Below are 22,909 nucleotides of genomic sequence, written 5' to 3'. Positions count from 1 at the left end.
GGTTCTAAAATATTAGAAAAATGATTTATTGTTTTTCTGCGTGATGGCTTCAAGTGGTGCTGAGCGAATCTGGCCAAAGAAAAAATTAAAAGCTGTAACGAACTTCTGAGTACACGCGATCATGTTGGTCGAAGCGTCCGAATAGCCCTAAAGGAGGGCCGTTGAATACGTCCGCACCGACCAGCAGACGCCAGTTGCGCTGGAGGTTCCAGGTTACGCGCGGGCGGAATAGCCAGTCGGATCGGTTGAGGCTGGAAATGAACAGCGCTTGGGCTTCCCAGTTATTCGTGAGCTTTGTGCTGGCGAAGAGGCTGTAGCCGTTTTCCAGGCGATCCGAAATGATTTCCGGGTTATGGTCAAAGTGTTGGCGCTGGAAGAACTGTACGTTGAGGCGACTTTCTGCTGGAAGCGTAAAATCCAGTCCGACGGCCCAGTCGAGGGTGTTCTGTTTCACCAGACCATCCGGGTCAGTCATGTTCAGTACTGCGAATTGACGGTCGCGAGTGTATACGCCTTCAGCCTTTAGGACGATATCGCCAAAGTCCTTGGCGAGCGTTCCGCCAAACTGGTGAATACGATCATGGCGGGCCTGGTAGATGAAGGTCGGTGTTGGGCCGAGTACGATCTCTCGATAGAAGGTGGGGTTGGTGTCTGAACTACGGTAATAGAAACCGGAGACATCCCAGCCGTTCTTGAGTGTTGAGAGGCGGACGCCGTAGTTCATGTTGTTGGTGTTACGGTCGGGGCGCTGTTCAGCAAGATATTGAACATTGGCACCGGGCGGGAGTGGCTGGTAGGGGAAGTACTCCGCTCCAGGTTTGCCGATATTGTCGTAGGAGGCAACAGGTATCCAGAGCAATTCGGCGTGCATGTCATCGACGAAGTATTCGGCGCGCGCAGCCCACTGCGGTGTGCGCATCTGGTCGAATTCCGGCAGGATGAATTCCCTTTGGTCGCGTGCGGACACAACGTCAGCGAAGAAAAGGCCGACCATCTCGCCCCAGACGACATGCTGCCGTCCAAAACGGAAGTCCCAATTGCCGACGCTGTAGTCCAGGTAGTTTTCGCGTAGTGCGACATCGAGGCGCTGGTTTTGCTCGACGGCACTGTTGTAGAAGTCGTTGATGCCGTAGACGAAATCGTAGTCGAGTCTAACGCCCAGCTTCCATTTCAGGCCTTCTCCCAATTTTCCGTTGCTATTGAGATCGGCGCGCGTTCGAAGTTTTGACCAATGATCTGGAGATGACGTGGTTCTGGCGCCCTCGAACTGGACAAAGCCTTTGATGCCACCGCCTGTCCCTAATGGGCTGGTGGCTACAGGTTTGATGTCGTCGCCAAAGAGAGAGTCTCGACCAAGGAGGTCATCATCAGCGGCAGTGCAAGTCAGCGAAAAGCAGGCCGAAATGGCCAAGGAGAGTTTCAGTAGTTTGTGTTTTTGGGTAATCACAATAAGTTCAGGCGGAGGACGTTAGTCGGAGTCAGCTTCTTCTTCGGCGTCCGGCATGGCGCGAACACGGGCGATATTCCAGGTTTTTTCACCCTGGGTGCGTATGCCAAAGGCGGTGATGTAGCCATCCTCGACCTGAACCAGTCGGTCGGCATGGTCGATGACCTTCTGGTCATGTGTCGAGAAAATGAAGGTGGTTTTGAGGTGGCGATTGATCTGCTTCATCAGGCGCAGAATCTCGCGACCGGTCGCCTTGTCCAGATTGGCAGTCGGCTCATCGGCAAGAATGATGCTTGGTTTGATTGCCAGGGCTCGAGCGATGGCGACGCGCTGCCTTTGACCGCCACTCAACTGGTTTGGGCGATGGTCGGCAAATTTGCTAAGGCCGACAATATCGAGAAAATAGTCGACGCGTTTTTTGCGTTCTTCGGCAGAGATATCCGGGCGGCGGAGTAGCGGATACTCGACATTCTCGGCAGCTGAAAGGACTGGGAGTAGATTGAATGTCTGGAAAATGAATCCGATGGAACGTGCGCGGATATCGGCCAGTTCGTTGGCTGATTTTTCCGATACATCTTCTTCGTTGATGAAGATTTTGCCGCTGGTCGGTTTGTCAATGCAGCCAATCAGGTTGAGCAACGTGGTTTTTCCGCTCCCCGATGGCCCTGAGATCGCCAGGAATACCCCGGCATCAATTGACCATGTAATATCATGCAGGGCTTGGACGGTTTGCTCGCCAAGCTGATAGTCCTTGTAGACATGTTCTATACGAACGACGCTCATGGCATTCGATGGGCAACTAATTGAAGGTTCTGAACTGGATGGAGCTACTCATGCAATCGAAAATCGAAAGGCATTTTTCGACACATCCGGCATTGGTTTTGGTGGGGGCTATCTTCATGGCAGTCCTATCGTTTCCTTTGCAGGCAGAGGAGGCAGGAGCAACGTCGGCGAGTGATGCTTTAGCGCGCAGTATAGTTGAAAAGGCAGACAAAGTTCGATTTCCGGCCGAGGCATTTCAGGTTGACGTGGTCATAAACAGCGTGCGTCCGGACAAGGAGGTTGACCTCCACAAATATCGCGTTCTCTCCAAAGGAAATGAGAACGCGGTGGTGATGGTGACAGAGCCGGCTTCAGAGCGCGGTCAGATCATGTTGATGAAGGGGCGTGACCTGTGGGTTTTTATGCCGGAGGTTTCGCAGCCCGTGCGAATTTCCCTGGCGCAGCGCCTGACCGGACAGGTGGCTAACGGCGACTTGGCTCGAGCCAATTTTTCAGGTGATTACAATCCGAAAATCATCAGCACCGAAAAAATTGGTAGTGAGAGCTATCACGTGCTGGAGTTGATTGCTGTTGATCGCAGTGTGACTTATCAGCGTGTCGTTTATTGGGTTAACGAGAAGTCTGGTTGGCCATTGAAAGCGGAGTTTTATTCGCTATCCAACCGGCTGTTGAAAAAATGTGCCTATGAGAATTTCCAGACTCTGGCGGGACGTGTTCGTCCCACTCGGTTGGTGATGGAAGATGCACTGCGCAATGGCGAAAAATCAGTGCTCGAATATAGCGAGATGAAATTACGTGATTTGCCGGACAAGATATTTACCAAGGAATATCTGAAGAAGCTGGATTAGTATGCTGTCCGGTTATTTTCTGATTTGGTTGAAGGTTTTTAAATGACTCAAGTGATACCCGTAGTGCTTTCCGGTGGTTCTGGAACCCGTTTGTGGCCCTTGTCCCGCGAGAAATATCCCAAGCAGTTACTGCCGCTGGTCGGCAGTAACTCCATGTTGCAAGAGACGGTGGCGCGTCTTGATGGGCTTGATGGGCTGTCTGAACCGTTACTGGTCTGCAACGAAGAGCATCGATTTGTGGTGGCCGAACAGCTTCGTGTTCTGGGCAAGCGTGGCCAGATATTGCTTGAGCCATTTGGTCGCAATACCGCACCGGCGCTGACGCTGGCTGCCTTACTGGCTCGGCGGAACGGTGATGATCCTGTGCTGGTGGTCATGCCAGCTGATCATGTGATTCTGGAGGGGGACGTTTTCCGCGGGGCTGTGGCCAATGCGGTGAAACTTGCGGAACAAGGGTTTGCTGTTACTTTTGGTATTACGCCGGATTGTCCGGAAACAGGCTACGGCTACATTCAGCGTGGAACCGGTATTGCCAGCGAGGATGAGGCATTCTCCCTTCGCCGGTTTGTCGAAAAGCCAGATCGTGAGACCGCTCAAGCCTATCTTGATTCAGGCGACTACCTTTGGAATAGCGGCATTTTTGTACTGCGGGCCTCGACTTGGTTGTCTGCGCTGGAGATTTGCCGGCCTGACATTCTCGCTGCATGTACCAAGGCTTTGAGTGGCGTTAGTCAGGACGGTGATTTTGTGCGAGTTGATCGTGCCGAGTTTGAGCGTTGCCCGTCCGATTCGATTGACTATGCGGTTATGGAGCGCCTCTCTGGTGCGCAGGAAAACTTGCCGAAAAGTGCGGTCATTCCGCTGTCGGCTGGTTGGTCAGATGTGGGGGCCTGGGATGCGCTGTGGAAGGTGTTGCCCAAGTGCGAGGCTGGGAATGCTGTGCGGGGCGATGTGATGCTCGAGTCTTGCCAGAATACCTTGGCGTTTTCCGAAAGTCGGCTGGTAACCTGTATTGGCCTCAGTGATCTGGTGGTGGTTGAAACCAACGATGCCGTGCTGGTGGCGCACCATGATGCAACGCAGGATGTCAAAAAGATCGTTGATCGCCTCAAGGCAGACAAGCGCTCGGTGGCGCAGTGGCATCGCAAAATTCACCGGCCGTGGGGTTGGTATGACGGCGTTGATTCTGGCCAGCGTTTCCAGGTGAAGCGGATCTGTGTGAAGCCCGGGGCATCATTGTCACTGCAGATGCACCATCATCGCGCCGAGCACTGGATTGTCGTTACCGGTACGGCAAAAGTGACCAAGGGCGACGAGGAGTTTCTCGTCTCCGAAAACCAATCAACCTACATTCCGCTGGGTACCAAGCACCGTCTGGAAAATCCGGGGATTGTGCCGCTCGAAATGATCGAGGTTCAGTCAGGCAGCTATCTCGGCGAGGACGACATCGTCCGCTTCGAGGATACCTACGGGCGCAACTGATCAGTCGAAAAGGAGGGCTGCAGCTACTTTGCGGCCCTCGGCGGCAAGAATGTTGTAGGTGCGACAGGCGGCTTGCAGGTCCATGACATCCAGCCCAATCCCGGCAGCGGCGAAGGGACGGAGCAGGGCGCCTGGAGGGAAGCGCAGTCGGTTGCCAGTGCCGAGCAGGATGATTTCGGTGCCCAGCTCAAGCAGGCGTTGCATGTCTGCTTCGGTCAGTGAGTCAACTTTCGCTGCAGTCCATTCCGGAATGATCGACTCTGGCAGCAGGATCAGATTGGTACTGTATTTTTCCTGATTAACCGCAATGTAGTCCTCGCCGTAAGCGGTAAAAAGGTTGAGACCAGCGGTATTGGGAATGTGAAGTTTCACTGCGCGTTTGTTCCAAAAAGCCCGCCGAAATTGCGGTGCACCATTCGATAAAGTAGGATTATACCTTTGGCCCTTGTGGGCCAAACGCCACGCCGGAAGATTCGCATGAAACACGTCAAGAAATCCGCCAAACTCGCCAACGTCTGCTACGACATTCGCGGCCCTGTTCTGCAGAAGGCCAAGCAGATGGAGGAAGAGGGTCATAAGATTATCAAGCTGAACATCGGCAACCTGGCCGCGTTCGGTTTTGATTCGCCCGAGGAAATCCAGCAGGACATGATCCGCAATCTGCCGAATGCCGCGGGCTATACGGATTCAAAGGGTATTTTCGCGGCACGCAAGGCGATCATGCACTACACCCAGCAAAAGGGTATCAAGGGCGTGACGCTGGAGGATATCTACGTTGGCAATGGTGTCTCCGAGCTGATCGTCATGGCGATGAATGCCTTGCTCGATGCCGGTGACGAGGTGTTGGTGCCGGCCCCGGATTACCCGTTGTGGACGGCGGCGATCAGCCTATCTGGTGGGACGCCGAAGCATTATCTGTGCGACGAGAACAAGGGCTGGTTGCCCGATCTGGACGATATCCGCAGCAAAATCAACGCCCACACCAAGGCGATCGTGCTGATCAATCCGAACAATCCGACCGGCGCACTGTATCCGGATGATCTGCTCTGCGAGATCATCGACATCGCCCGCCAACATCATCTGACCATCTACGCCGACGAGGTGTACGACAAGGTGTTGTATGACGATGTGAAGCACACGTCGATTGCCTCGCTGGCCGAGGACGTGCTGATGATCACCTTTAACGGTCTCTCGAAGAATTACCGTTCCTGCGGCTATCGCGCCGGCTGGATGGTGGTTTCAGGCGACAAGCGTCATGCCAAGGACTACATCGAAGGCCTCGACATGCTGGCCTCGATGCGCTTGTGCGCCAATGCGCCGGGGCAGCACGGCATCCAGACGGCTTTGGGCGGTTACCAGAGCATTGATGACCTGATCAAGGAAGGCGGCCGCTTGCGTCGTCAGCGCGACATCGCGCATGAGCTGATCACCGCCATTCCCGGGGTTTCATGCGTCAAACCGAAGGCGGCGCTGTACATGTTCCCGAAGCTGGATCCCAAGGTTTATCCGATCAAGAACGACCAGCAATTCATTTCCGAGCTGCTGCAGGAAGAAAAAGTGCTGCTCGTTCAGGGTACAGGCTTCAACTGGCCGCACCCGGACCACTTCCGCCTTGTTTTCCTGCCGCACGAGGATGATCTGCGGGAGGCGATCGCTCGTATTGCCCGTTTCCTCGAAAATTATCGCAAGCGTCACAACACCAACCAACTCATTAAAGACTGAACATGAAACCCATCAATGTTGGCCTTATCGGCATCGGCACCGTCGGCGGTGGCACCTGGACCGTTCTCAAGCGCAACGAGGAAGAAATTACCCGTCGTGCCGGTCGTCCGATTCGCATTACGGCCGTGGCCGACAAGAATGTTGAACTCGCCAAGCAGATCACTGGCGGCGCTGCCCGTGTCACCGACGATGCCTTCTCACTGGTCAATGATCCCGAGATCGATATCATCGTCGAACTGATCGGTGGCTACGGTGTGGCCAAGGACGTGGTCATGCAGTCCATCGCCAACGGCAAGCATGTGGTGACCGCCAACAAGGCACTGCTCGCTGTGCATGGCACCGAAATTTTTACCGCTGCCCAGCAAAAGGGCGTCATGGTGGCTTTCGAGGCCGCTGTGGCCGGTGGCATCCCCATTATCAAGGCACTGCGTGAAGGCCTGACCGCCAACCGGATCGAATGGGCGGCCGGCATCATCAACGGCACAACCAACTTCATCCTGTCCGAAATGCGCGACAAGGGCCTGTCGTTTGACGACGTACTCAAGGAAGCCCAGCGTCTGGGTTACGCCGAAGCTGATCCAACCTTCGACATCGAAGGCGTCGACGCCGCGCACAAGGCAACGCTGATTGCCTCTATTGCCTACGGTATTCCGGTCCAGTTCGACAAGGCTTACATCGAAGGCATCACCAAGCTCGAAGCTTCCGATATCAAGTATGCCGAGCAACTCGGTTATCGCATCAAACTGTTGGGCATCGCCAAGCGCCGCGAGAACGGTATCGAATTGCGCGTCCATCCGACCCTGATTCCGGCCAAGCGCCTGCTGGCCAACGTTGAAGGCGCGATGAACGCTGTCATGGTCAAGGGCGATGCCGTTGGCACCACCTTGTACTACGGCAAGGGCGCCGGTGCCGAGCCGACTGCCTCGGCCGTGATCGCCGACCTGGTCGATGTCACCCGCCTGGCTACCGCCGATGCAGCCCATCGCGTGCCGCACCTGGCTTTCCAGCCGGATGCCATGTCCAGCCTGCCGATCCTGCCGATGAGCGAAGTCGAGACCGGTTACTACCTGCGTCTGCGTGTTGAAGACAAGCCGGGCGTCTTGGCCGACATCACTCGCATCCTCGCTGACCAGGCCATCTCTATCGATGCCATGCTGCAGCGTGAGCCGGAAGAGGGCGAAGGCGAGACCGATATCATCATCCTGACCCATGTCTGCAAGGAAAGTGCCGCCGACGCGGCCATCGCCAAGATCGAAGGCCTGTCTGCCCAGAAGGGCAAGGTCAAGCGCATTCGCTTGGAAGAGCTGCAGTAATCCTGGTTTGCCTGATGCATAAAAACGGGAGCTGCGTGCTCCCGTTTTTATTGGCGCAAGCTTTGCTGCTCTGCTTCTTGGGGCAACAGACGCGCATAATTCATGTTTGAGTGTTCATTGACTTGCTTTACCTAGGGACCATGCCCTCACTTCACGATCAGCTTCGCCTTGATATGCCGCAATTGCGCCTGACGCCGCTACTGATCGCGGCTAATGTCCTGATTTTTATTGCAATGCTGTTCAACGGCGCGAGCCTGTGGCATGCGCAAAATACTATCCAGTTGGCTTGGGGCGCCAATTTCGGGCCAGCGACCCAGGATGGTGAATGGTGGCGACTCGGCAGTGCGCTCTTTCTGCATTTCGGTGTGCTGCATCTGCTCCTGAATATGGGGGCTCTGTGGGATGTTGGCCAGTGGGTGGAACGCATGTACGGTACCTTGCGATTCGCTGTCATCTATCTGGTTGCCGGTCTGGCCGGAAATCTGCTGTCGCTGGTGGCAAATGCCGGGGCCGCGGTATCGGGTGGCGCATCAGGCGCCATTTTCGGCATCTACGGAGCGTTACTCAGTTATCTGTGGCTGGAGCGTTCGAGGATTCATCCCGGTGAGTTCCGCTGGTTATTCTGGGCAGCGATTGGTTTCTCCGTTGCGACCGTCGTTTTCGGGTTGCTGGTTCCCGGTATCGACAACGCCGCACACATTGGTGGATGGATTGCCGGTGTTCTGATGGGTGCGCTGCTGATCCGGCCAGATCCTTCGGTAGAGGCCGGGCCGCAACTCGGCAGATGGGTATCCGGGCTGTTTTTGCTCTTTCTTGTCGCGGTCATGGTGAGCCAGATTCCGAAGCCAGCCTATCGCTGGAGTGAGGAAAAGCTGATTCGCGGGGAGGTCGTCGAGTTTCTCCAGGAGGATGCGTCAATCGCGCGGAGTTGGGAGAGTCTCATGTCGCAAGGCGGGAAACTGGGCGTATCTGCGGACGTAATGGCTGATGCCATTGAGCGCATGGTGGCCGACCGATACGACCAAAGCTTTGAGGAGCTCTCGGCCTTGCCATTGGATGAGAACTTGCCGTCCGCTCAAACGGTTGAACATTTGAAGCACTATGCCGAACAGCGGCGCGATGCGTCGCGGGCGATGGTCGAGGGATTGCGGACCAGGGATAAGGTAAAGATCAGGAAAGCACTGGATCAGGCGCGCCAGTCCGGAAAGGAAAAGTGACGGGCGTATTGCTTTTTGCAGATGGCCTGATGAGGATGAGGTTATTCCAATCCTGATCAAGGAAATAGGGTAGGCACACCGGCAGAATCGCTACCGATTGCCATCCCGGCAAGCCATTTTTAGGAGCTAACATGCAAACTATTCAACCCGTTCATTCCTGCGACCGCCCGACCGCCGAAGCCCTCTATCCCTTCGATGCTCGCGGTATCGCCAAGCGCTTCCGCCATGCTGCCATCTTCGGTGCGCTCGATTCGCTGATGCCTGGCGAAACCATGCGCTTCTGCAATGATCATGACCCCCTGCCGCTGTTGGCCCAGTTGCAGAATCGCTATGGCGCCCACCTGAGCATCGAATACAAGCAGCGTGAGCCAGGTGCCATCGTGATCGACTTTACCGTCGTCGGCTGAGTGATACCCACAGCGAGCCTCAGTCTGCTTTCATTGATCGCCAGCGCCATGCTGGCGTTGGGCGGGTGGGGTTCGCCATTGGCGGTGGCGCATCTGGCGTTTGCCGTCGGCATCGTGCCGCTGATTTTTGCGGCGATGATGCATTTTGTACCGGTGCTGACGCGTACCGGTGATCCCGGTCAGCGCCTGGCGCGCTTGCCGATGGTGGCCCAAGCCACTGGTTTGGTGGCGGTTGGCGGGATGCAGGGCTGGTTGCCCTATCTCCTCGTTTACCTGGCGGCGGCGCTTGATTTTGTTCTGGCGGCCATTCTGCTTAACTGGATTGCCCTTCGAGCCCGGTCTACGCTGGGTTCGCCGCATCCGGGCTGGCGCTGGTACGGTACGGCGCTGGGCTGTCTGCTGCTGGCCTTGCTGGCCATCCTGCTTATCCCGCTTTGGCCAACTTATTGGCAAAGCCTGCGAGTTTTTCACCTGCATCTCAATACGCTGGGGCTGGTCGGATTGTCGGCCCTGGGTACCTTGCCGGTCCTTTTGCCGACGGTGCTTGGCAAACCTGACCCGGAAGCAGCCGGCTGGTTGCAGCGGCGCCTATGGCTGGTCGCTTCAGGAGCACTGTTGATAGCGACCGGTGCCGTCATCGCCTGGCCGTTTGCCGCGCCGGGAACCGCGCTTCTTGTCGTCGCGGCGCTCGGGCTGGCCGGGCAATGGGCGCGCCGCTTCGGGCTTTGGAGCCTGCTGCGGGACGGTGTCGCGGCTTCGTTGCTGGCCGCCGTCGTCGGTCTGTTAATGACATTGGTCGCAGGCCTGCTACATGGCGCCGGTCTATTATCGACGCGTCCGTCTTTACTCGCCTGGGGAGCAGGGTTTTTGCTGCCCTTGGTCACAGGTGCGCTCAGTCAATTGTTGCCGGTATGGCGCTGGCCGGGGCCGACGATTCCGGCACGCATCCTCATGCGCCAGAAACTGGCGGCAAGCGGCGGCTGGCGTGGCTTGTCATTCCTGGCTTCGGCGATGGCTTTGCTCTCCGGCCATGAACAGCTAGGCGGGGCTTTTGTCGCCTTTGGGTTGGCTCTCTTTATCATTGCGCTCCTCCAAGCCGCGCGCATGAATCGCTCGACGCGGTAAAATCGCTGTTTTTCGCTTTTCAGGTTTTCGCCATGCGCTATCTCTCGACCCGCGGTCACGCCGTTCCCCAGTCCTTCTGCGACATCCTTCTCGGCGGCCTGGCCCCGGATGGCGGACTCTATCTGCCGGAAAGCTACCCGCAGATCAGCCGCGCCGAACTGGATGCCTGGCGTCAGCTCTCGTATGCCGATCTGGCCTACGAAATTCTTTCCAAGTTCATCACCGACATTCCGGCGGCCGACCTGAAGGCGCTGGTCGCCAAGACCTACACCGCCGCGGTCTATTGCCATACCCGCAATGGGGGCGATCCTGCACAGATCACCCCGCTGACCAAGCTGGAAGACGGTCTCTACACGCAGGAACTGTCCAATGGCCCGACGCTGGCCTTCAAGGATATGGCCATGCAACTGCTTGGCAACCTGTTCGAGTATGTGCTGGACAAGCGTGGCGAGGCGATCAATATCCTCGGCGCCACCTCGGGAGATACCGGTTCAGCAGCCGAATACGCCATGCGCGGCAAGCACAACGTCAAGGTTTTCATGCTGTCGCCGGACGGCAAGATGAGTGCCTTCCAGCGCGCCCAGATGTATTCGCTGCAGGACGCCAATATCTTTAACATCGCTGTCACCGGGTTGTTTGACGATGCTCAGGACATCGTCAAGGCCGTTTCCAACGATGCCGAATTCAAGGCCAAGTACAAGATCGGTGCGGTCAACTCGATCAACTGGGCACGCGTTGCCGCGCAGATCGTTTATTACTTCCAGGGTTACTTCCTGGCCACCCAGTCGAATGACGAGCAGGTCGCTTTTGCCGTGCCGTCGGGTAATTTCGGCAACATCTGTGCTGGCCACATTGCCCGCCAGATGGGCTTGCCGATTGCGCGTCTGGTGCTGGCAACCAATGAAAACGATGTGCTCGACGAGTTCTTCCGTACCGGTGTCTATCGTCCGCGCACGGCAGCCCAAACCAGCATTACCTCCAGCCCGTCGATGGATATTTCCAAGGCCTCCAATTTCGAGCGTTTTGTCTTCGACCTGGTCGGACGTGACCCGGCGGTCGTCAAGGAATTGTGGGCCAAGGTGGACAAGGGTGAGGCTTTCGACCTGTCGGCCACGGATTACTGGAAGAACCTGCCGAAATTCGGTTTCGTTTCCGGCAAGAGCACGCACATCGACCGCATCAATACCATCCGTTTTGCCCAGGGGCGCTACAACGTGATGCTCGACACCCATACCGCCGATGGTCTGAAGGTGGCGCAGGAGCAGCGTCTGCCGAATGTGCCGATGATCGTGCTGGAAACCGCTCAGCCGGCCAAATTCGAAGAAACGATTCGCGAGGCACTGGGTACCGAGCCGGTTCGTCCGGCTGATCTGGCGGGTATCGAGAATCTGCCGCAGCGCGTCGTGGTCATGGCGCCAGACGTGGCTGCAATCAAGCAGTTCATCGTCGAGCGCGTGTGAGTTTCGATCACGAAGCGCATTGGTCGGCCCGCTATCGTGATGCGGGTGACGAATACTTGTTCGGCACGGCGCCGAACAAGTTCCTTGCCGCGCAGGCGGAGCGCTTCGGGGCGGGGATGAATGTGCTGTCGGTGGCCGACGGCGAGGGACGTAACGCCGTCTGGTTGGCCGAACAGGGTTGCCGGGTGACGGCGACTGAAATCTCTCCTGTCGCGCTGGAAAAGGCCGCCAAGCTGGCGCGAGTGCGGCGTGTGGCGGTCGATTTTGTTCAGGTGGATATCCTGAATTGGGATTGGCCTGAGGCGGCCTACGATGCCGTGCTTGGCATCTTCATCCAGTTTGCGACACCGGCCGAGCGTCCGCGGCAACTGGCGGGGATGAAGCTGGCGGTGAAACCGGGTGGATTGCTGCTGTTGCAGGGCTATACGCCGAAACAGCTGGAGCACCGGACGGGCGGCCCGTCAGCGGTTGAAAACCTTTATACCGAGGCCATGCTGCGCGAACTGTTTGCCGACTGGGACATTGTTCTGCTCCGCGAGCATGAGGATACGATCGAAGAGGGAACCGCCCACGCCGGTCGATCGGCCCTGATCGACCTGGTGGCGCGCAAGCCTACAGGTAGATAACGGCGGGAAAAACCGCGACAGCCAGCACCAGAACAAGCCATTCGAGATTGCGTCGGGCCAGGAAGCCCGTGAAGTGCAGTACCAGTATTGTGATGGCGACGATGTAGAACAGCACAAACAGCATTTTTGGATTCCCCTTGTTTTTTGTTTTTGGCCTATCTGTGGGCGATTATGAAGACAAACAGCCAAAAAGCCTAGCCAACGAAGCGCATTGACAGGTCGAGCGCTTTCACATCCTTGGTCAGTGCCCCAACCGAAATTCTATCGACACCGGTTTCAGCAATCCCGCGTATGGTTTCCAGCGTGACGTTGCCCGAGGCCTCCAGAATGGCGCGCCCGGCATTGATTTGGGCGGCTTCACGCATCATGTCGAGGCTGAAATTGTCGAGCAGGACCATTCTTGCCCCGGCATTCAGGGCCTGATTCAGTTCGTCGATGCTTTCGACTTCGATCTGGATGAACTTGCAGCGATTCTTGGCCTGTTCGGCCACCTGCTTGGCGGCTGCCATCGCCTGAGTGATGCCGCCGGCTGCATGGATGTGGTTTTCCTTGATCAGGATGGCATCCCACAGGGCGAGACGGTGGTTGCCGCCGCCACCGGCCCGGACCGCGTATTTCTGCGCGATGCGCAGGCCGGGCAGGGTTTTGCGGGTATCGACCACCTGCGCCTTGGTGCCGGCGATGGTATCGGCGTAAATGCGTGCCTTGCTGGCCACGGCGGAGAGCAGTTGCAGGAAATTCAGGGCGCTGCGCTCGGCGGTGAGCAGGGCGCGGCCGTTACCGTCGATTTCGCAGAGCAGCTGGTTGGCGACGATCCGGTCGCCATCGGCGCCATGCCAGGTGATGCGGGCATTCGGGTCGAGGCGTGCGACGCATTCAGCAAACCAGGCGGTACCGCACAGGACGCCGGCTTCACGGGAGATGACGGTGGCCTTGACCTGGCGGTCGCCGGGAACAAGGCTGGCGGTCAGGTCGCCGGCGCCGACGTCTTCGGTCAGGGCGGCATCCACGTTGCGGGAGATCTCGGCGGCGAGCGGGTAGTCGAATTCGATGGTCATTTCAGTTTTCAGGCAGCGTTTGAGGTGGGCATTTTACAGTCTGGCGTTATTGCTCACCCACTCGTTGAAAATATCTCGCGAGGTATCGATGATTTCGCCGGCGGTCAGGCCGATCGGGCCGATACCGCTGGCCACCAGGCGATCCGCCGTCGCGCCATGCAGGTGGACGGCGGCCAGCAGGGCCATTTCAGGCGGCCAATTCTGGGCCAGCAGGGCGACGATCAGGCCGCTCAGCACATCGCCCATGCCGGCTGTAGCCATGCCGGGGTTGCCGGTGGGATTGATCCACCAGCGGCCATCGATGGTCGCAATGACAGTGCCGCAGCCCTTGAGGGCGATATGGCTGCGATAGCGCTCGGCCAGCTCGCGGGCAGCCTTGATCCGGTCGTTCTGGATGTCGCGGACCGAACAGCCGAGCAGGCGGGCTGCTTCGGCCGGATGAGGCGTCAGGATGGCGGGTCCGACGCGGTTGTAGAGGTTGCCTTCGAGGCGACCGTCTTCGGCCAGCAGATTCAGCGCATCGGCATCGAGCACGATCTGGACGGGGGCCTTCAGCGATTGTTCAAGCAGGCGCAGCGCTTCGGCCGAGCGACCGAGGCCGGGGCCGCAGGCCAGCGCCTGGAGGTCGGTTTGCAGCAGTGTGTCGGCTCGGCGCATCATCAATTCGGGCTGCAGCAGGTCGACTGACGGGGCCTCCGGGTCCAGCATGCCGAGATAGACGCGCCCGGCGCCCAGCTTGAGCGCCGCCCGGCCGGCCAGGAAGGCGGCGCCGACCATGGATTTGGCACCTCCGAGGATGCCGGCACTACCGAAGCTGCCTTTGTGCGTGTTGTTGCGGCGGGGTTTGAGGCGTGAGGCGAAATCGGCCAGGCTGAGCAGCTGTCCATCCGGCGGGATTTCGCCGGTCGGTTCGAGATTAAGCTTGGCGACACGGATTTCTCCGCAGTGATCCAGCCCGTCGGCGGTGAATAGCCCAGGTTTGGCGGCGATGAAGGTGATCGTCTGGGTGGCACGGATGATCGGCGCCAGGGCGGTGCCGGTATCAGCATTGAGGCCGGACGGGCAGTCGAGCGCCAGTAGCGGACAATCGTCGCGTTCCGCCATCTGGTTGGCAGCAGTGATCCATTGTGCGTAGCGGCCTTCCGGGGCACGGGCCAGGCCGATGCCGAACAGGCCATCGACGATCAGCGACCAGCGGGTTTCTTCCGGGATGGCATCGGTTGTCATGCCTCCGGCGGCAACGTAGCGCTGGTAGGCCGCAGCGGCGTCGGTCGGGAGTTTGTCCGGGGGTGCGGCAAACACGACGCAGACATCGAAGAAGCGTTCCCGCAGCAGGCGCGCCATTTCGAAGGCATCGCCGCCATTGTTGCCGGGGCCGGCCAGGACAAGAATCGGATGGTTCTGCTCGTCGGCCAGCGTTGCCGCCCATTCGGCCGCCGCTGCACCGGCACGCTGCATCAGCGGCTGGCTGGCGTAGCGGGTTTCAATGCGGCGAAGCGTGGTGCTGAGGTAGAGGCTCGATGGCGTCATGGTGAATGGGCGAGTTTATTGCCGGGGTTCGGGCTTGGGGCGGACGTGTTTGAGAATGGTGGCGAGCAGCTTGTCCGGGTCGATGGGCTTGGCGATGTGGGCGACCATGCCGGAGGCAAAGCAGGCTTCCCTCTCGTCGCTCAGGGCGTGGGCGGTTTGCCCGACGATAGGTAAATCCGGTGCGATGCGCAGGATTTCACGGGCGGCATCGTGGCCGTTCATCACCGGCATCTGGATGTCCATCAGCACCAGATCGAACGCTGCCGCGCCTTTCTGCCGAATCAGTTCCACGGCTTCCTGGCCGTTGCCGGCGATGACCACGTCGGCGCCGTCATCGCGCAGGATGGCTTCCATGATTTCCTGATTGACGTCGACATCTTCGGCCACCAGCAGGCGCATGCCCGATAGCGGCTTGGGCGCCGTCGCCACCGTGATCACGGGTGTGCTTGCTGTGTGGGCGGAAACGACCGGAAGGTAGGGCAGGCGAACTTCGAAGCAACTGCCGCTATCCGGGGTGCTGTCGAGCTGGATGCTGCCATCCATCAGCTTGACCAGATGCGAGGTAATGGCCAGCCCGAGGCCGGTGCCGCCAAAGCGGCGGGTGGTCGAGTTATCGCCTTGCTCAAAGGGATTGAAAATCTTGGCGGATTGTTCACGGGTGATGCCGATGCCGGTATCGCTTACCTTGAAGACGAGTTGCTCGCCGTCAAGCGAGGCATCGAGTGTGACTGAGCCGCTGCTCGTGAATTTGACTGCATTGGAGAGCAGGTTCAGGAGAATTTGGCGCAGGCGCAGGGAATCGCTTCGGCAATGGGCTGGCAGGTTTTCCGCCACGCGGAGTTGCAGGGCCAGTTTTTTCGCATTGGCACGGTCCTGCATCAGTTCGATCGACTCGTTGAGGATAGATACAAGATCCACATCGGTTGATTCGATCTTGAGCATGCCGGCTTCCATCTTCGAAAAATCGAGGATGTCGTTGATGATGCCAAGCAGGAGGTTGCCCGAGTGGGTGATCTTGGCGAAGGCATCGCGGGCCTTGCTGCCTTCGGCCGTGTTGCGGCTGCCGATGTGGGCCATGCCGAGAACGCCGTGCAAGGGCGTGCGGATTTCATGGCTCATCTTGGCGAGGAATTCGCTTTTCGCCATGGCCAGGCGGACGGCCTCGGCCCGTGCGGCTTCGAGGTCGGCGGTCCGCAGTTCGACCAGTTGTTCGAGGTGATCGCGATAGTGCTCCAACTCGGCTGACATCGCTTTCATTTCCGAGATGTCGGCAATGAAGCCATGCCAAAGCGTGCTGCCATCGCTATCGCGCTCTGGCTGGGCGTTGATCATCAACCATCTGGTGCCCTTGTCCGGCACGCAGATGCGGTAGTCGACATGCCATGGGGCAAGGGTTTTCGCCGACTCGTGCATGGTGGCCTGGAAATGTTCCACGTCATCCGGGTGCATCATGTCGCGCAGTGGGCGGACGTGAGTCTCAACTTCCTCGGGGGCCAAACCATAGATTTTCCGAATGCCTTCGCTGGCAAAGGGAAAGGCGCTATGACCGTCCGGAAAGAGACGATATTGAAAGACGATGCCCGGTACGTAGGAAACGATGCGCCGCAGGCGGTCGTTGGCTGCGTGCTCAGCCGCCTTTGCTTCTTCGTTGATGATGACGGCCTGCAAACCGTTCAGGGCTTCGGTCAGCAGGCCGATTTCATCCTGGCGAACGACTGGCAGCGCCTGTCTCGGGATCTCGCCATCGCGCATCTGGCGCAATTGGGTGGCCGTTTCCGAGAGCGGTCGAAGTTGCAGGCGCAGCCACCACCAGCTGGCGAACGTGGCGACCAGCGTCAGAAGCAGGGAAACAACGATCAGGTGGCGCTCCATGGCGTGGATGGGCGCAAAAGCTTCGTCGACCGGCAGCACGGCTTGCATCAGCCAGCCTGTGCTGGCGATTTTCTTGTTTGACGACAGCTCGACCACGCCACGGGAACTCTTGGCCACCCCCGAGCCCTCATAGCCACCGATGTAGCGGTCGTACACCGGATTGATGCCGGGCGGTGGGCCGGCTTTCATGACGCGTCGCTTGTCCGAGGAGGCGACGAAAAGTCGCTTGGCCGGGGCGGTAACCAGAAAGTCTCCGGTGTTGCCGTATTTGGCTGAACCAATTTCGTCGAGGAAATTGGGTAGGGCAAGGTTGGTTACGCCGATAACCAGGCCGATGGTTTTATGGTCAGCATTCAGGATGGGAACAACCATGGTGAATACCGGCATGCCGCCATTGGGACTGAAAACCGGATCGGAAATCTGTCGAACGCCCGTACTCAGAACTTTGGCGATGAAGTCGAACTCGGCGTAGTTGGTGCCAGTCCGTCCATGTTCGGCAGGGCTGTCGGCAATCGCCGTCCCCTGGCTGTCGGTGACGATAATGCCCCGGTTGAAAAAGCGTTCCGGAATCTTGCGTTCTTCAAGGAGGCGCTGGGTGGCAGCGGGCGAGCGAAGGATGTCGGCGGTGAGGCTGCTGGCAACGGATTCGGCAATGCTCAATCGTTCAAGGATGGAACGGTCGATTTCGCTGGCAATCAGTGAAACCGTTGAAAACTGCTGTGCCGAAATGGTTTTTTCCATGTCTCGGTTCAGGAGCTGGCTCAGCGCGATGACCGTCGTCCAGAGTATGCCCAGCACCACAAACAATGTACCGACCGCGATGCGGGTCTGAAGCGAGCGCCAATTGAACAGGCCGAACATCTTTTTTAAATCTCTCCTGCGGCTATCGCAATACGTTTGAATGGCTCAGCCTGCATTGGACGCTGGCCTCACTTTCCGGCCCCGGCCGGGCCGTGCCTGTTCGTTACTCTAACTGCCCAGAAGCGCTTTGGCGAGGTGAATCGTCGCGCTGTGAATTCTGACCGTATCGTCGATCTGGCGGGCATATCCACCTGCCATCGCAATGGCAACGGGGGTTCCGTGCGCCCGGGATTTGGTAAAGACCAGCCGATCCCTTTCGGCCAATCCTTCGCAACTCAGACTAAGGCGCCCCAGACGGTCATCCTTGTAGGGGTCGGCGCCGGCCAGGTAGATGACGAGGTCAGGGCGGGAGATGTCGAAAGCGGTGTCCAGGCCTTCGGCGAGGCGCGTGAGATAGGCCGCATCGGTGCAGCCATCGGGCAGCTCGATGTCGAGATCGCTCTGTTCCTTGTCGAACGGGAAATTGCGCGCACCGTGGATGGAGAAGGTAAAGATGCTGTCGTCGCCGCGCAGGATGCTGGCGGTGCCGTTACCCTGATGGACGTCGCAATCGACGATCAATACCTGCTTGGCACGGCCTTCGGTTTGCATGGCACGGGCCGCGACGGCGGCATCGTTGAAGATGCAGAAACCCTCGCCCCGGTCACGAAAGGCGTGGTGGGTGCCGCCGGCCAGGTTGGCCGAAACACTGTCTTCCAACGCCGCTCGGCAGGCGCAGATGGTCGCCCCGGCCGAACGGCGCGAACGTTCGACCATGCCTTCGCTCCATGGAAAGCCGATGGCTTTCTGGGCTTTTTCGGAAAGTTGCCCCGTGGCAATGGCCTGGATGTAATCGGGATCATGGGCGCGGCCCAGCTCTTCGTCGGTCGCGGCGTGGGGCAAGTGGAAATCGGTTTCGCTGAACTCGCCGTTGGCGAGCAGGGCCTGGCGCAGCCGGGAATACTTTTCCATCGGAAAGCGGTGCCCGGCTGGCAGGGGAAGCACGAAAACATCGGTGTAGAACAGGCGCACGGCCGATGCTTTCGGAGCCGGCTTAGTTCAGCGCGGCGGACATCTTGCGGCGGAACTCGCGGATCAGGTCGTCGTACTGCTCGCTGCCGCGGAGCGCTTCGAACAGTTGGAGTAGTGCCTTGCGGCCGGCACCTTCGTCGAAGGCACGGTCGCGGACGACGACTTCGAGCGCGGCTTCCATTGCTTCGCGGAAACGGCTTTGGGCGGCGTAGGCACGGGAGAGTTCAAGGCGGGCGCCGTGGTCGGCCGGGTTGGCGGCAAGCCGGGCTTCAATTTCTGCGGTGTCGGCGGCGCCATCGGCCAGGGCCAGGCGGGCACGCAGGGCATTGGCACGGTCGGGTTCGTTGGCGTATTCACCGGCCAGCAGTTGCTTGGCTTCGTCAGTGCGGCCGAGTTGCAACAGCACATCAACGGCGTCGAGCTGGACGGCCTGATCCTGCGGATTGGCCTGGCTGGCCTCGACCAGTTTGGCCAGCGCTTCGTCCAGCTTGCCTTCAACGATCAGCGCCGCTGCTTCTTCGCGCAGGTTGCCCCCCGGGCCGGCCGGCAGGGCGATGCGGTCGAGGAATTCGCGAACCTGGCTTTCCGGCAGGGCGCCATTGAATTCATCGACCAGCTGGCCCTGGAACAGCACCTTGACCGAGGGAATGCTGCGCACGCCGAAGTGCTGGGACAGTTCCGGGAACTCGTCGGCATTGACCATGGCGAGCAGGAAGCGGCCCTTGTATTCCTCGGCCAGCTTTTCCAGCATGGGCTTCAGCACCTTGCAGGGTTCGCACCACGGTGCCCAGAAGTCGACGACCACCGGCACTTCCTGGGCGGGCAGGAGCACCTTGGATTCAAATTCTTCGAGGGTTACGTCAAAGGCAAATTCGGACATGGTGGGGGCCTGTGGAAATTAGAGTCGGGCGAATTCTACCGCCAGCTGTGGGGCGGCGGTGGAATGCAGGGAAAGGGTGGCGGTGTCGCCGTGATTCAGCCAGTCGGACAGTCGCGCCGGAAAATCCGACGTGTCGGCATGGGCATCAGGCGATGGTTCCGTGACTATTTGGAGGCTGGTGAGCGAGTTTTCAAGAGGTTCGGTGCCGACACAAAGCCAGTGGCCGCTCGAGCGCTCGGCCCAATGGTCGAGTTGGGCGCAGAGAACCTGGGCGTAGCGGCCCTCGTTCAGCCATTCGATCGCCAGATTGAGCAGCAGCGACCAGTTGGTGCTGTTCTCGCTGTCGAGCGGAATGTGCATGGCGGATTGCAGCCCAGGCAACATGGGCTGGATCTGGGCAGCGGCGATGGCTGGCTGGGTGGCGAGAAAGTCGTAGGGCATCGGCTCGGCGGCGCCGTCGCAGATTTCCTCTAGCAGGGTGATCGTTTCGAGCCGCGGGCCGCTGGTTGATTGCCAGAGCAGGGCGGTCGGCAGGTGGCGGCGCTCTTCCGGCAAGCAGGCGAAAGCGCCAACCAAGGCCAACTGGGTCAAGCCGGCGGCGCGGCGCAGCGGTTTGCCGAGCGTGGCACGGACTGCACCCGGCAGGTTGGCCGGGGCAAACTGCTGGCTGAGCGCGGCGTGAAGGTAAATCATCAGGTGCGCTCCACGATCATCGTGGCCAGCCCGCCGCCGAAGCCGATCAGGTTAAGCATGGCCCGGCGAACCGGGTCATTGCTGCGGTGAGTGATCGGCGCCAGGCCGAGTTCGGGGTCGGCTTCGGTGAAACCTGCCGTCGCCGGGATGGTTCCTGCGTCGAGGCAGGCCAGCAGGGCCGCCAGTTCAGCGATGCCGCTGGCGCCGAGCGTGTGGCCAAGGGCTGGTTTTAGCGAGAGCAGCGGCGGCATCTCGGTGCCGAAAACCTTGTGCAGCGCGTTGGCTTCGGCGAGGTCGGTGCCGGGCGAGCCGGCAGCCTGCAATTTGACCAGATCAATTTCGGCCGGGCCGACATTGGCTGCTTTCAGGCTGGCGATAGCCGTCTTGGCGATGGGGCCGCCATCCGGGTCGGGGCCGGTCGTCGAGTAGCCGTCCAGGCCGGTGCGTAGCCCGGCGATTCTCCACGGAGCGGGTTTGGCGCTCAGGCGAACGGCGGCGACGGCTTCGCCAAGGACCAGGCCGTCACGCCGGGCATCGAAGGGGCGGCAGCTTGTGCGCGACAGCAGTTCCATTGAGGCAAAGCCGGCCAGCGTGGCAACGTTGGCCAGCTCGAATCCGAGGACGACCGCTTCATCGATCTGGCCGGCGGCGATCAAGGTACCGGCCGCGTCGATGGCCGAGAAGCCTGAGATGCAGGCATTCGAGAAGCTGTAGCATGGGCCGGAAAGGTCCATCCAGCGGGCAATTTGGCGGCTCAACGAAGCGGTCGCCAGCGGCAGGTCGAACGGCGCCCCTTGCTGCTCGAAATGGCCGATCTGGAAAGAGGATGAGGCGATGAACAGCGGGGTGGTCGGAGGGAGCGACGCCAGTTGGCCAGTCACCAAGCGAATGGCTCGTTCGGCCCGCTGCAGCCAGCTGTCTTCACTCATCGGCAGAGCGAAATAGGGGAATTCGCGTTCGCCCAGGCAGCGCTTCTCGGAGCCGGATTCGCCGCGCCACAGGGCTTCAGCCACAGCCGTTGCCGTTTCGCCGCGGGCGCAGATCAGCCCGCAGTCGGCGATATAAACCGGTCGTTTCATGCGCGGCTGGCGAGCCAGCTTTCGAGGTGCTCGGCCAGGTTGCCTACGCTGGACAGGATGCGGCGGGTTTCCTTGCTGTCCGGCAGGCGCAGGCCATATTTCTTCTTGATCGCCATCGAGACCTGCAGGGCGTCGAGCGAATCGAGTTGCAGCGGGGCTTCCGGGCCGAACAGGATTTCGTCGTCGGTAATGCTGGCCGGAGCGCAGTCCTTGTCACAGGCTTCGATGATCAGGGCCTTGAGTTCGAGGCGGAGTTCAGCGGTCATGATTGGGCAGCGAGTGAGCGGTGATTGAGCCAGACGGCAACGGTCAGCGCCGCAGCGGCAAAGGCGAGCAACTGGGCCAGGCTGGGCAGGATGTCGGTAAAGCTGCCGTGGCGCAGCATCACGGTGTGGAAGCCTTCGAGACCCCAGGCCATTGGCGACAGGGTGGCGAGCTTTTGCATGGCGGCCGGCATCACGAATTTGGGGACCATGATGCCGCCGATGGCGCCCATCAGGATATTGCCGACACCGCCGATGACCGTGGCCTGTTCTGAGGTTCGGGCCAGGCTGGCAACGAGCAGGGCGAGCGAGACGGCGGCCAGGCTGACGGCGGCGGCGACAGCCCACAGATTGAACAGCAGCGGCAGGCTGCCCGGCAGTTCCAGCGCTTCGCTGCCGAACAACGGGACGAGGTAAATGCCAACCAGCACCATCAGCACGGCCTGCAATTGATTGACGATGAAGAAGGGCAGCAGCTTGCCGGCGAGGATCAGATGGAAAGGCAGGCCCATGGCGCGCAGGCGCTGTAGCGTGCCCTGCTGGCGTTCGATGATGAAAATCGACGAAACCGGAATGACGACGAAGAACATCGCAAAGATCAGCCAGGCCGGGACGTTCTGTTGCACCGAAGAGGGCGGCCGGATGCTGCGGTCGTTGCGCACGGCGATGCTGTGGATTTCGTCCGGCCACTCGCGTTCGGCACTGGCGCCGGGGGCAACCGGCAGGCCGAACAGCTTGCCGGCACTGCGCGTCAGTTCGTCGGCCCGCACCGCGCCCAGCGCCGCCATCACCTGGTTGCGGAAGGCGAGTTGCAGGGCCGGGCTGAGCGCCGGATCGAGCAGCAGTTGCAGTGCTTCGGTCGGCTGGCCGTCAGCGCCGGCCGGCGCCAGCAGGCGTTCGCCAAAGCCCTTGGGGAGCACCAGCACCAGTACCTGATGGCCATCGAGGATGCCCTGGCGGGCCTTTTCGGCATCATCGGCAGCCGGCAGGCGCTTGAAGGAAACGCTCTTGTCGAGGCGCTTGATCAGTGCCTTGGAATGCGGACTGTGGTCGAGATCGACGACGACATAGGCGGCGTCGATGCTGACGCCCGGCGAAAAAGCATCGCGCAGTGCCATGGTCATGACCAGGATGAAAATGGTCGGCATGATGAACAGGGCAAGCAAGCCATGCCGGTCGCGCAGCAGGGCGATCGATTCCTTGAGCCAGAGAGCAAGCAGGCGGGGCGACAT

Annotated in this window: 22 protein-coding genes; 9 read left to right on the top strand and 13 right to left on the bottom strand. The window is 59.6% G+C overall.

Translation table 11 applies throughout. From position 1 onward, the window contains the following. Positions 1–85: 85 nt before the first annotated feature. Both KI617_RS09970 and KI617_RS09965 read right to left on the bottom strand, forming a co-directional pair. Complete coding sequence (locus tag KI617_RS09970; protein WP_226445957.1) at positions 86–1,411, bottom strand: DUF1302 family protein; 1,326 nt, start codon at positions 1,409–1,411, stop codon at positions 86–88. Positions 1,412–1,468: 57 nt separating this feature from the next. Next, positions 1,469–2,230 carry an ABC transporter ATP-binding protein gene (locus KI617_RS09965; RefSeq protein ID WP_226445956.1) on the bottom strand — a complete coding sequence of 254 codons (762 nt, stop codon included), beginning with the start codon at positions 2,228–2,230 and terminating at the stop codon, positions 1,469–1,471. A 50-nt stretch (positions 2,231–2,280) separates the two neighbouring features. On the opposite strand from KI617_RS09965, the gene KI617_RS09960 reads away from it, so the two are divergent. Both KI617_RS09960 and KI617_RS09955 read left to right on the top strand, forming a co-directional pair. Next, positions 2,281–3,078 (top strand): outer membrane lipoprotein-sorting protein, encoded by a 798-nt coding sequence (locus tag KI617_RS09960; protein WP_226445955.1) that lies wholly within the window; start codon positions 2,281–2,283, stop codon positions 3,076–3,078. Positions 3,079–3,120: 42 nt separating this feature from the next. Next, the gene (locus tag KI617_RS09955) at positions 3,121–4,560 is read left to right on the top strand and encodes a mannose-1-phosphate guanylyltransferase/mannose-6-phosphate isomerase (protein WP_226445954.1); all 1,440 of its coding nucleotides are present in this window, start codon (positions 3,121–3,123) and stop codon (positions 4,558–4,560) included. Here KI617_RS09955 and KI617_RS09950 read toward each other — a convergent pair whose 3' ends face one another. Continuing rightward, positions 4,561–4,932: an Mth938-like domain-containing protein gene (locus KI617_RS09950; protein WP_226445953.1), complete on the bottom strand. Its 372-nt coding sequence runs from the start codon at positions 4,930–4,932 to the stop codon at positions 4,561–4,563. Between the two features lie 105 nt (positions 4,933–5,037). Between KI617_RS09950 and KI617_RS09945 the strand changes: the two genes are divergently transcribed. The 7 genes from KI617_RS09945 to KI617_RS09915 all read left to right on the top strand — a co-directional run bounded on the left by KI617_RS09945 (position 5,038) and on the right by KI617_RS09915 (position 12,430). After that, positions 5,038–6,282 (top strand): pyridoxal phosphate-dependent aminotransferase, encoded by a 1,245-nt coding sequence (locus KI617_RS09945; RefSeq protein WP_226445952.1) that lies wholly within the window; start codon positions 5,038–5,040, stop codon positions 6,280–6,282. Positions 6,283–6,284: 2 nt separating this feature from the next. Then, positions 6,285–7,595 (top strand): homoserine dehydrogenase, encoded by a 1,311-nt coding sequence (locus KI617_RS09940; protein WP_226445951.1) that lies wholly within the window; start codon positions 6,285–6,287, stop codon positions 7,593–7,595. Positions 7,596–7,735: 140 nt separating this feature from the next. Next, complete coding sequence (locus KI617_RS09935; protein WP_226445950.1) at positions 7,736–8,812, top strand: rhomboid family intramembrane serine protease; 1,077 nt, start codon at positions 7,736–7,738, stop codon at positions 8,810–8,812. 131 nt (positions 8,813–8,943) lie between these two features. Further along, the gene (locus KI617_RS09930; protein ID WP_226445949.1) at positions 8,944–9,219 is read left to right on the top strand and encodes a DUF2249 domain-containing protein; all 276 of its coding nucleotides are present in this window, start codon (positions 8,944–8,946) and stop codon (positions 9,217–9,219) included. Continuing rightward, a complete protein-coding gene (locus KI617_RS09925) occupies positions 9,220–10,344 on the top strand; it encodes a hypothetical protein (RefSeq protein WP_226445948.1) in 1,125 nt (374 codons plus the stop codon). 32 nt (positions 10,345–10,376) lie between these two features. Then, positions 10,377–11,804, top strand: coding sequence for a threonine synthase (gene thrC / locus KI617_RS09920; protein ID WP_226445947.1), 1,428 nt, complete (start codon positions 10,377–10,379; stop codon positions 11,802–11,804). Next, positions 11,801–12,430 carry an SAM-dependent methyltransferase gene (locus KI617_RS09915; RefSeq protein ID WP_226445946.1) on the top strand — a complete coding sequence of 210 codons (630 nt, stop codon included), beginning with the start codon at positions 11,801–11,803 and terminating at the stop codon, positions 12,428–12,430. The genes thrC and KI617_RS09915 overlap by 4 nt, the downstream gene beginning before the upstream one ends. Here KI617_RS09915 and KI617_RS09910 read toward each other — a convergent pair. The 10 genes from KI617_RS09910 to KI617_RS09865 form a co-directional block, all read right to left on the bottom strand. Further along, positions 12,417–12,554, bottom strand: coding sequence for a hypothetical protein (locus tag KI617_RS09910; RefSeq protein WP_226445945.1), 138 nt, complete (start codon positions 12,552–12,554; stop codon positions 12,417–12,419). The genes KI617_RS09915 and KI617_RS09910 overlap by 14 nt on opposite strands. Positions 12,555–12,624: 70 nt before the next feature. After that, complete coding sequence (gene nadC / locus KI617_RS09905; RefSeq protein ID WP_226445943.1) at positions 12,625–13,488, bottom strand: carboxylating nicotinate-nucleotide diphosphorylase; 864 nt, start codon at positions 13,486–13,488, stop codon at positions 12,625–12,627. A 33-nt stretch (positions 13,489–13,521) separates the two neighbouring features. Next, positions 13,522–15,018 (bottom strand): NAD(P)H-hydrate dehydratase, encoded by a 1,497-nt coding sequence (locus tag KI617_RS09900; protein WP_226445941.1) that lies wholly within the window; start codon positions 15,016–15,018, stop codon positions 13,522–13,524. A gap of 15 nt (positions 15,019–15,033) precedes the next feature. Next, positions 15,034–17,751, bottom strand: a complete 2,718-nt coding sequence (locus tag KI617_RS09895; protein WP_226445940.1) for an ATP-binding protein — start codon at positions 17,749–17,751, stop codon at positions 15,034–15,036. Positions 17,752–17,859: 108 nt separating this feature from the next. Then, positions 17,860–18,762 carry a histone deacetylase family protein gene (locus tag KI617_RS09890; protein WP_226445938.1) on the bottom strand — a complete coding sequence of 301 codons (903 nt, stop codon included), beginning with the start codon at positions 18,760–18,762 and terminating at the stop codon, positions 17,860–17,862. A gap of 22 nt (positions 18,763–18,784) precedes the next feature. Next, positions 18,785–19,642: a tetratricopeptide repeat protein gene (locus KI617_RS09885; RefSeq protein WP_226445936.1), complete on the bottom strand. Its 858-nt coding sequence runs from the start codon at positions 19,640–19,642 to the stop codon at positions 18,785–18,787. 18 nt (positions 19,643–19,660) lie between these two features. After that, positions 19,661–20,335 (bottom strand): hypothetical protein, encoded by a 675-nt coding sequence (locus KI617_RS09880; protein WP_226451820.1) that lies wholly within the window; start codon positions 20,333–20,335, stop codon positions 19,661–19,663. After that, on the bottom strand, positions 20,335–21,414 hold the full coding sequence (locus KI617_RS09875; protein ID WP_226451819.1) for a beta-ketoacyl synthase N-terminal-like domain-containing protein: 1,080 nt from the start codon (positions 21,412–21,414) through the stop codon (positions 20,335–20,337). The genes KI617_RS09880 and KI617_RS09875 overlap by 1 nt, the downstream gene beginning before the upstream one ends. Beyond that, entirely contained in the window at positions 21,411–21,680 is a 270-nt protein-coding gene (locus KI617_RS09870; RefSeq protein WP_226451818.1) for an acyl carrier protein, read from the bottom strand. Before KI617_RS09870 ends, KI617_RS09875 begins: the two co-directional genes overlap by 4 nt. Beyond that, entirely contained in the window at positions 21,677–22,909 is a 1,233-nt protein-coding gene (locus tag KI617_RS09865; protein WP_226451817.1) for an ABC transporter permease, read from the bottom strand. The genes KI617_RS09870 and KI617_RS09865 overlap by 4 nt, the downstream gene beginning before the upstream one ends.

Origin of the sequence: Ferribacterium limneticum (assembly GCF_020510625.1) — a bacterium.
Classification (GTDB): Bacteria; Pseudomonadota; Gammaproteobacteria; order Burkholderiales; family Rhodocyclaceae; genus Azonexus; species Azonexus limneticus_A.
Note: the sequence above shows the minus strand (reverse complement) of the source record. Positions and strands in the feature narration are given on the sequence as shown.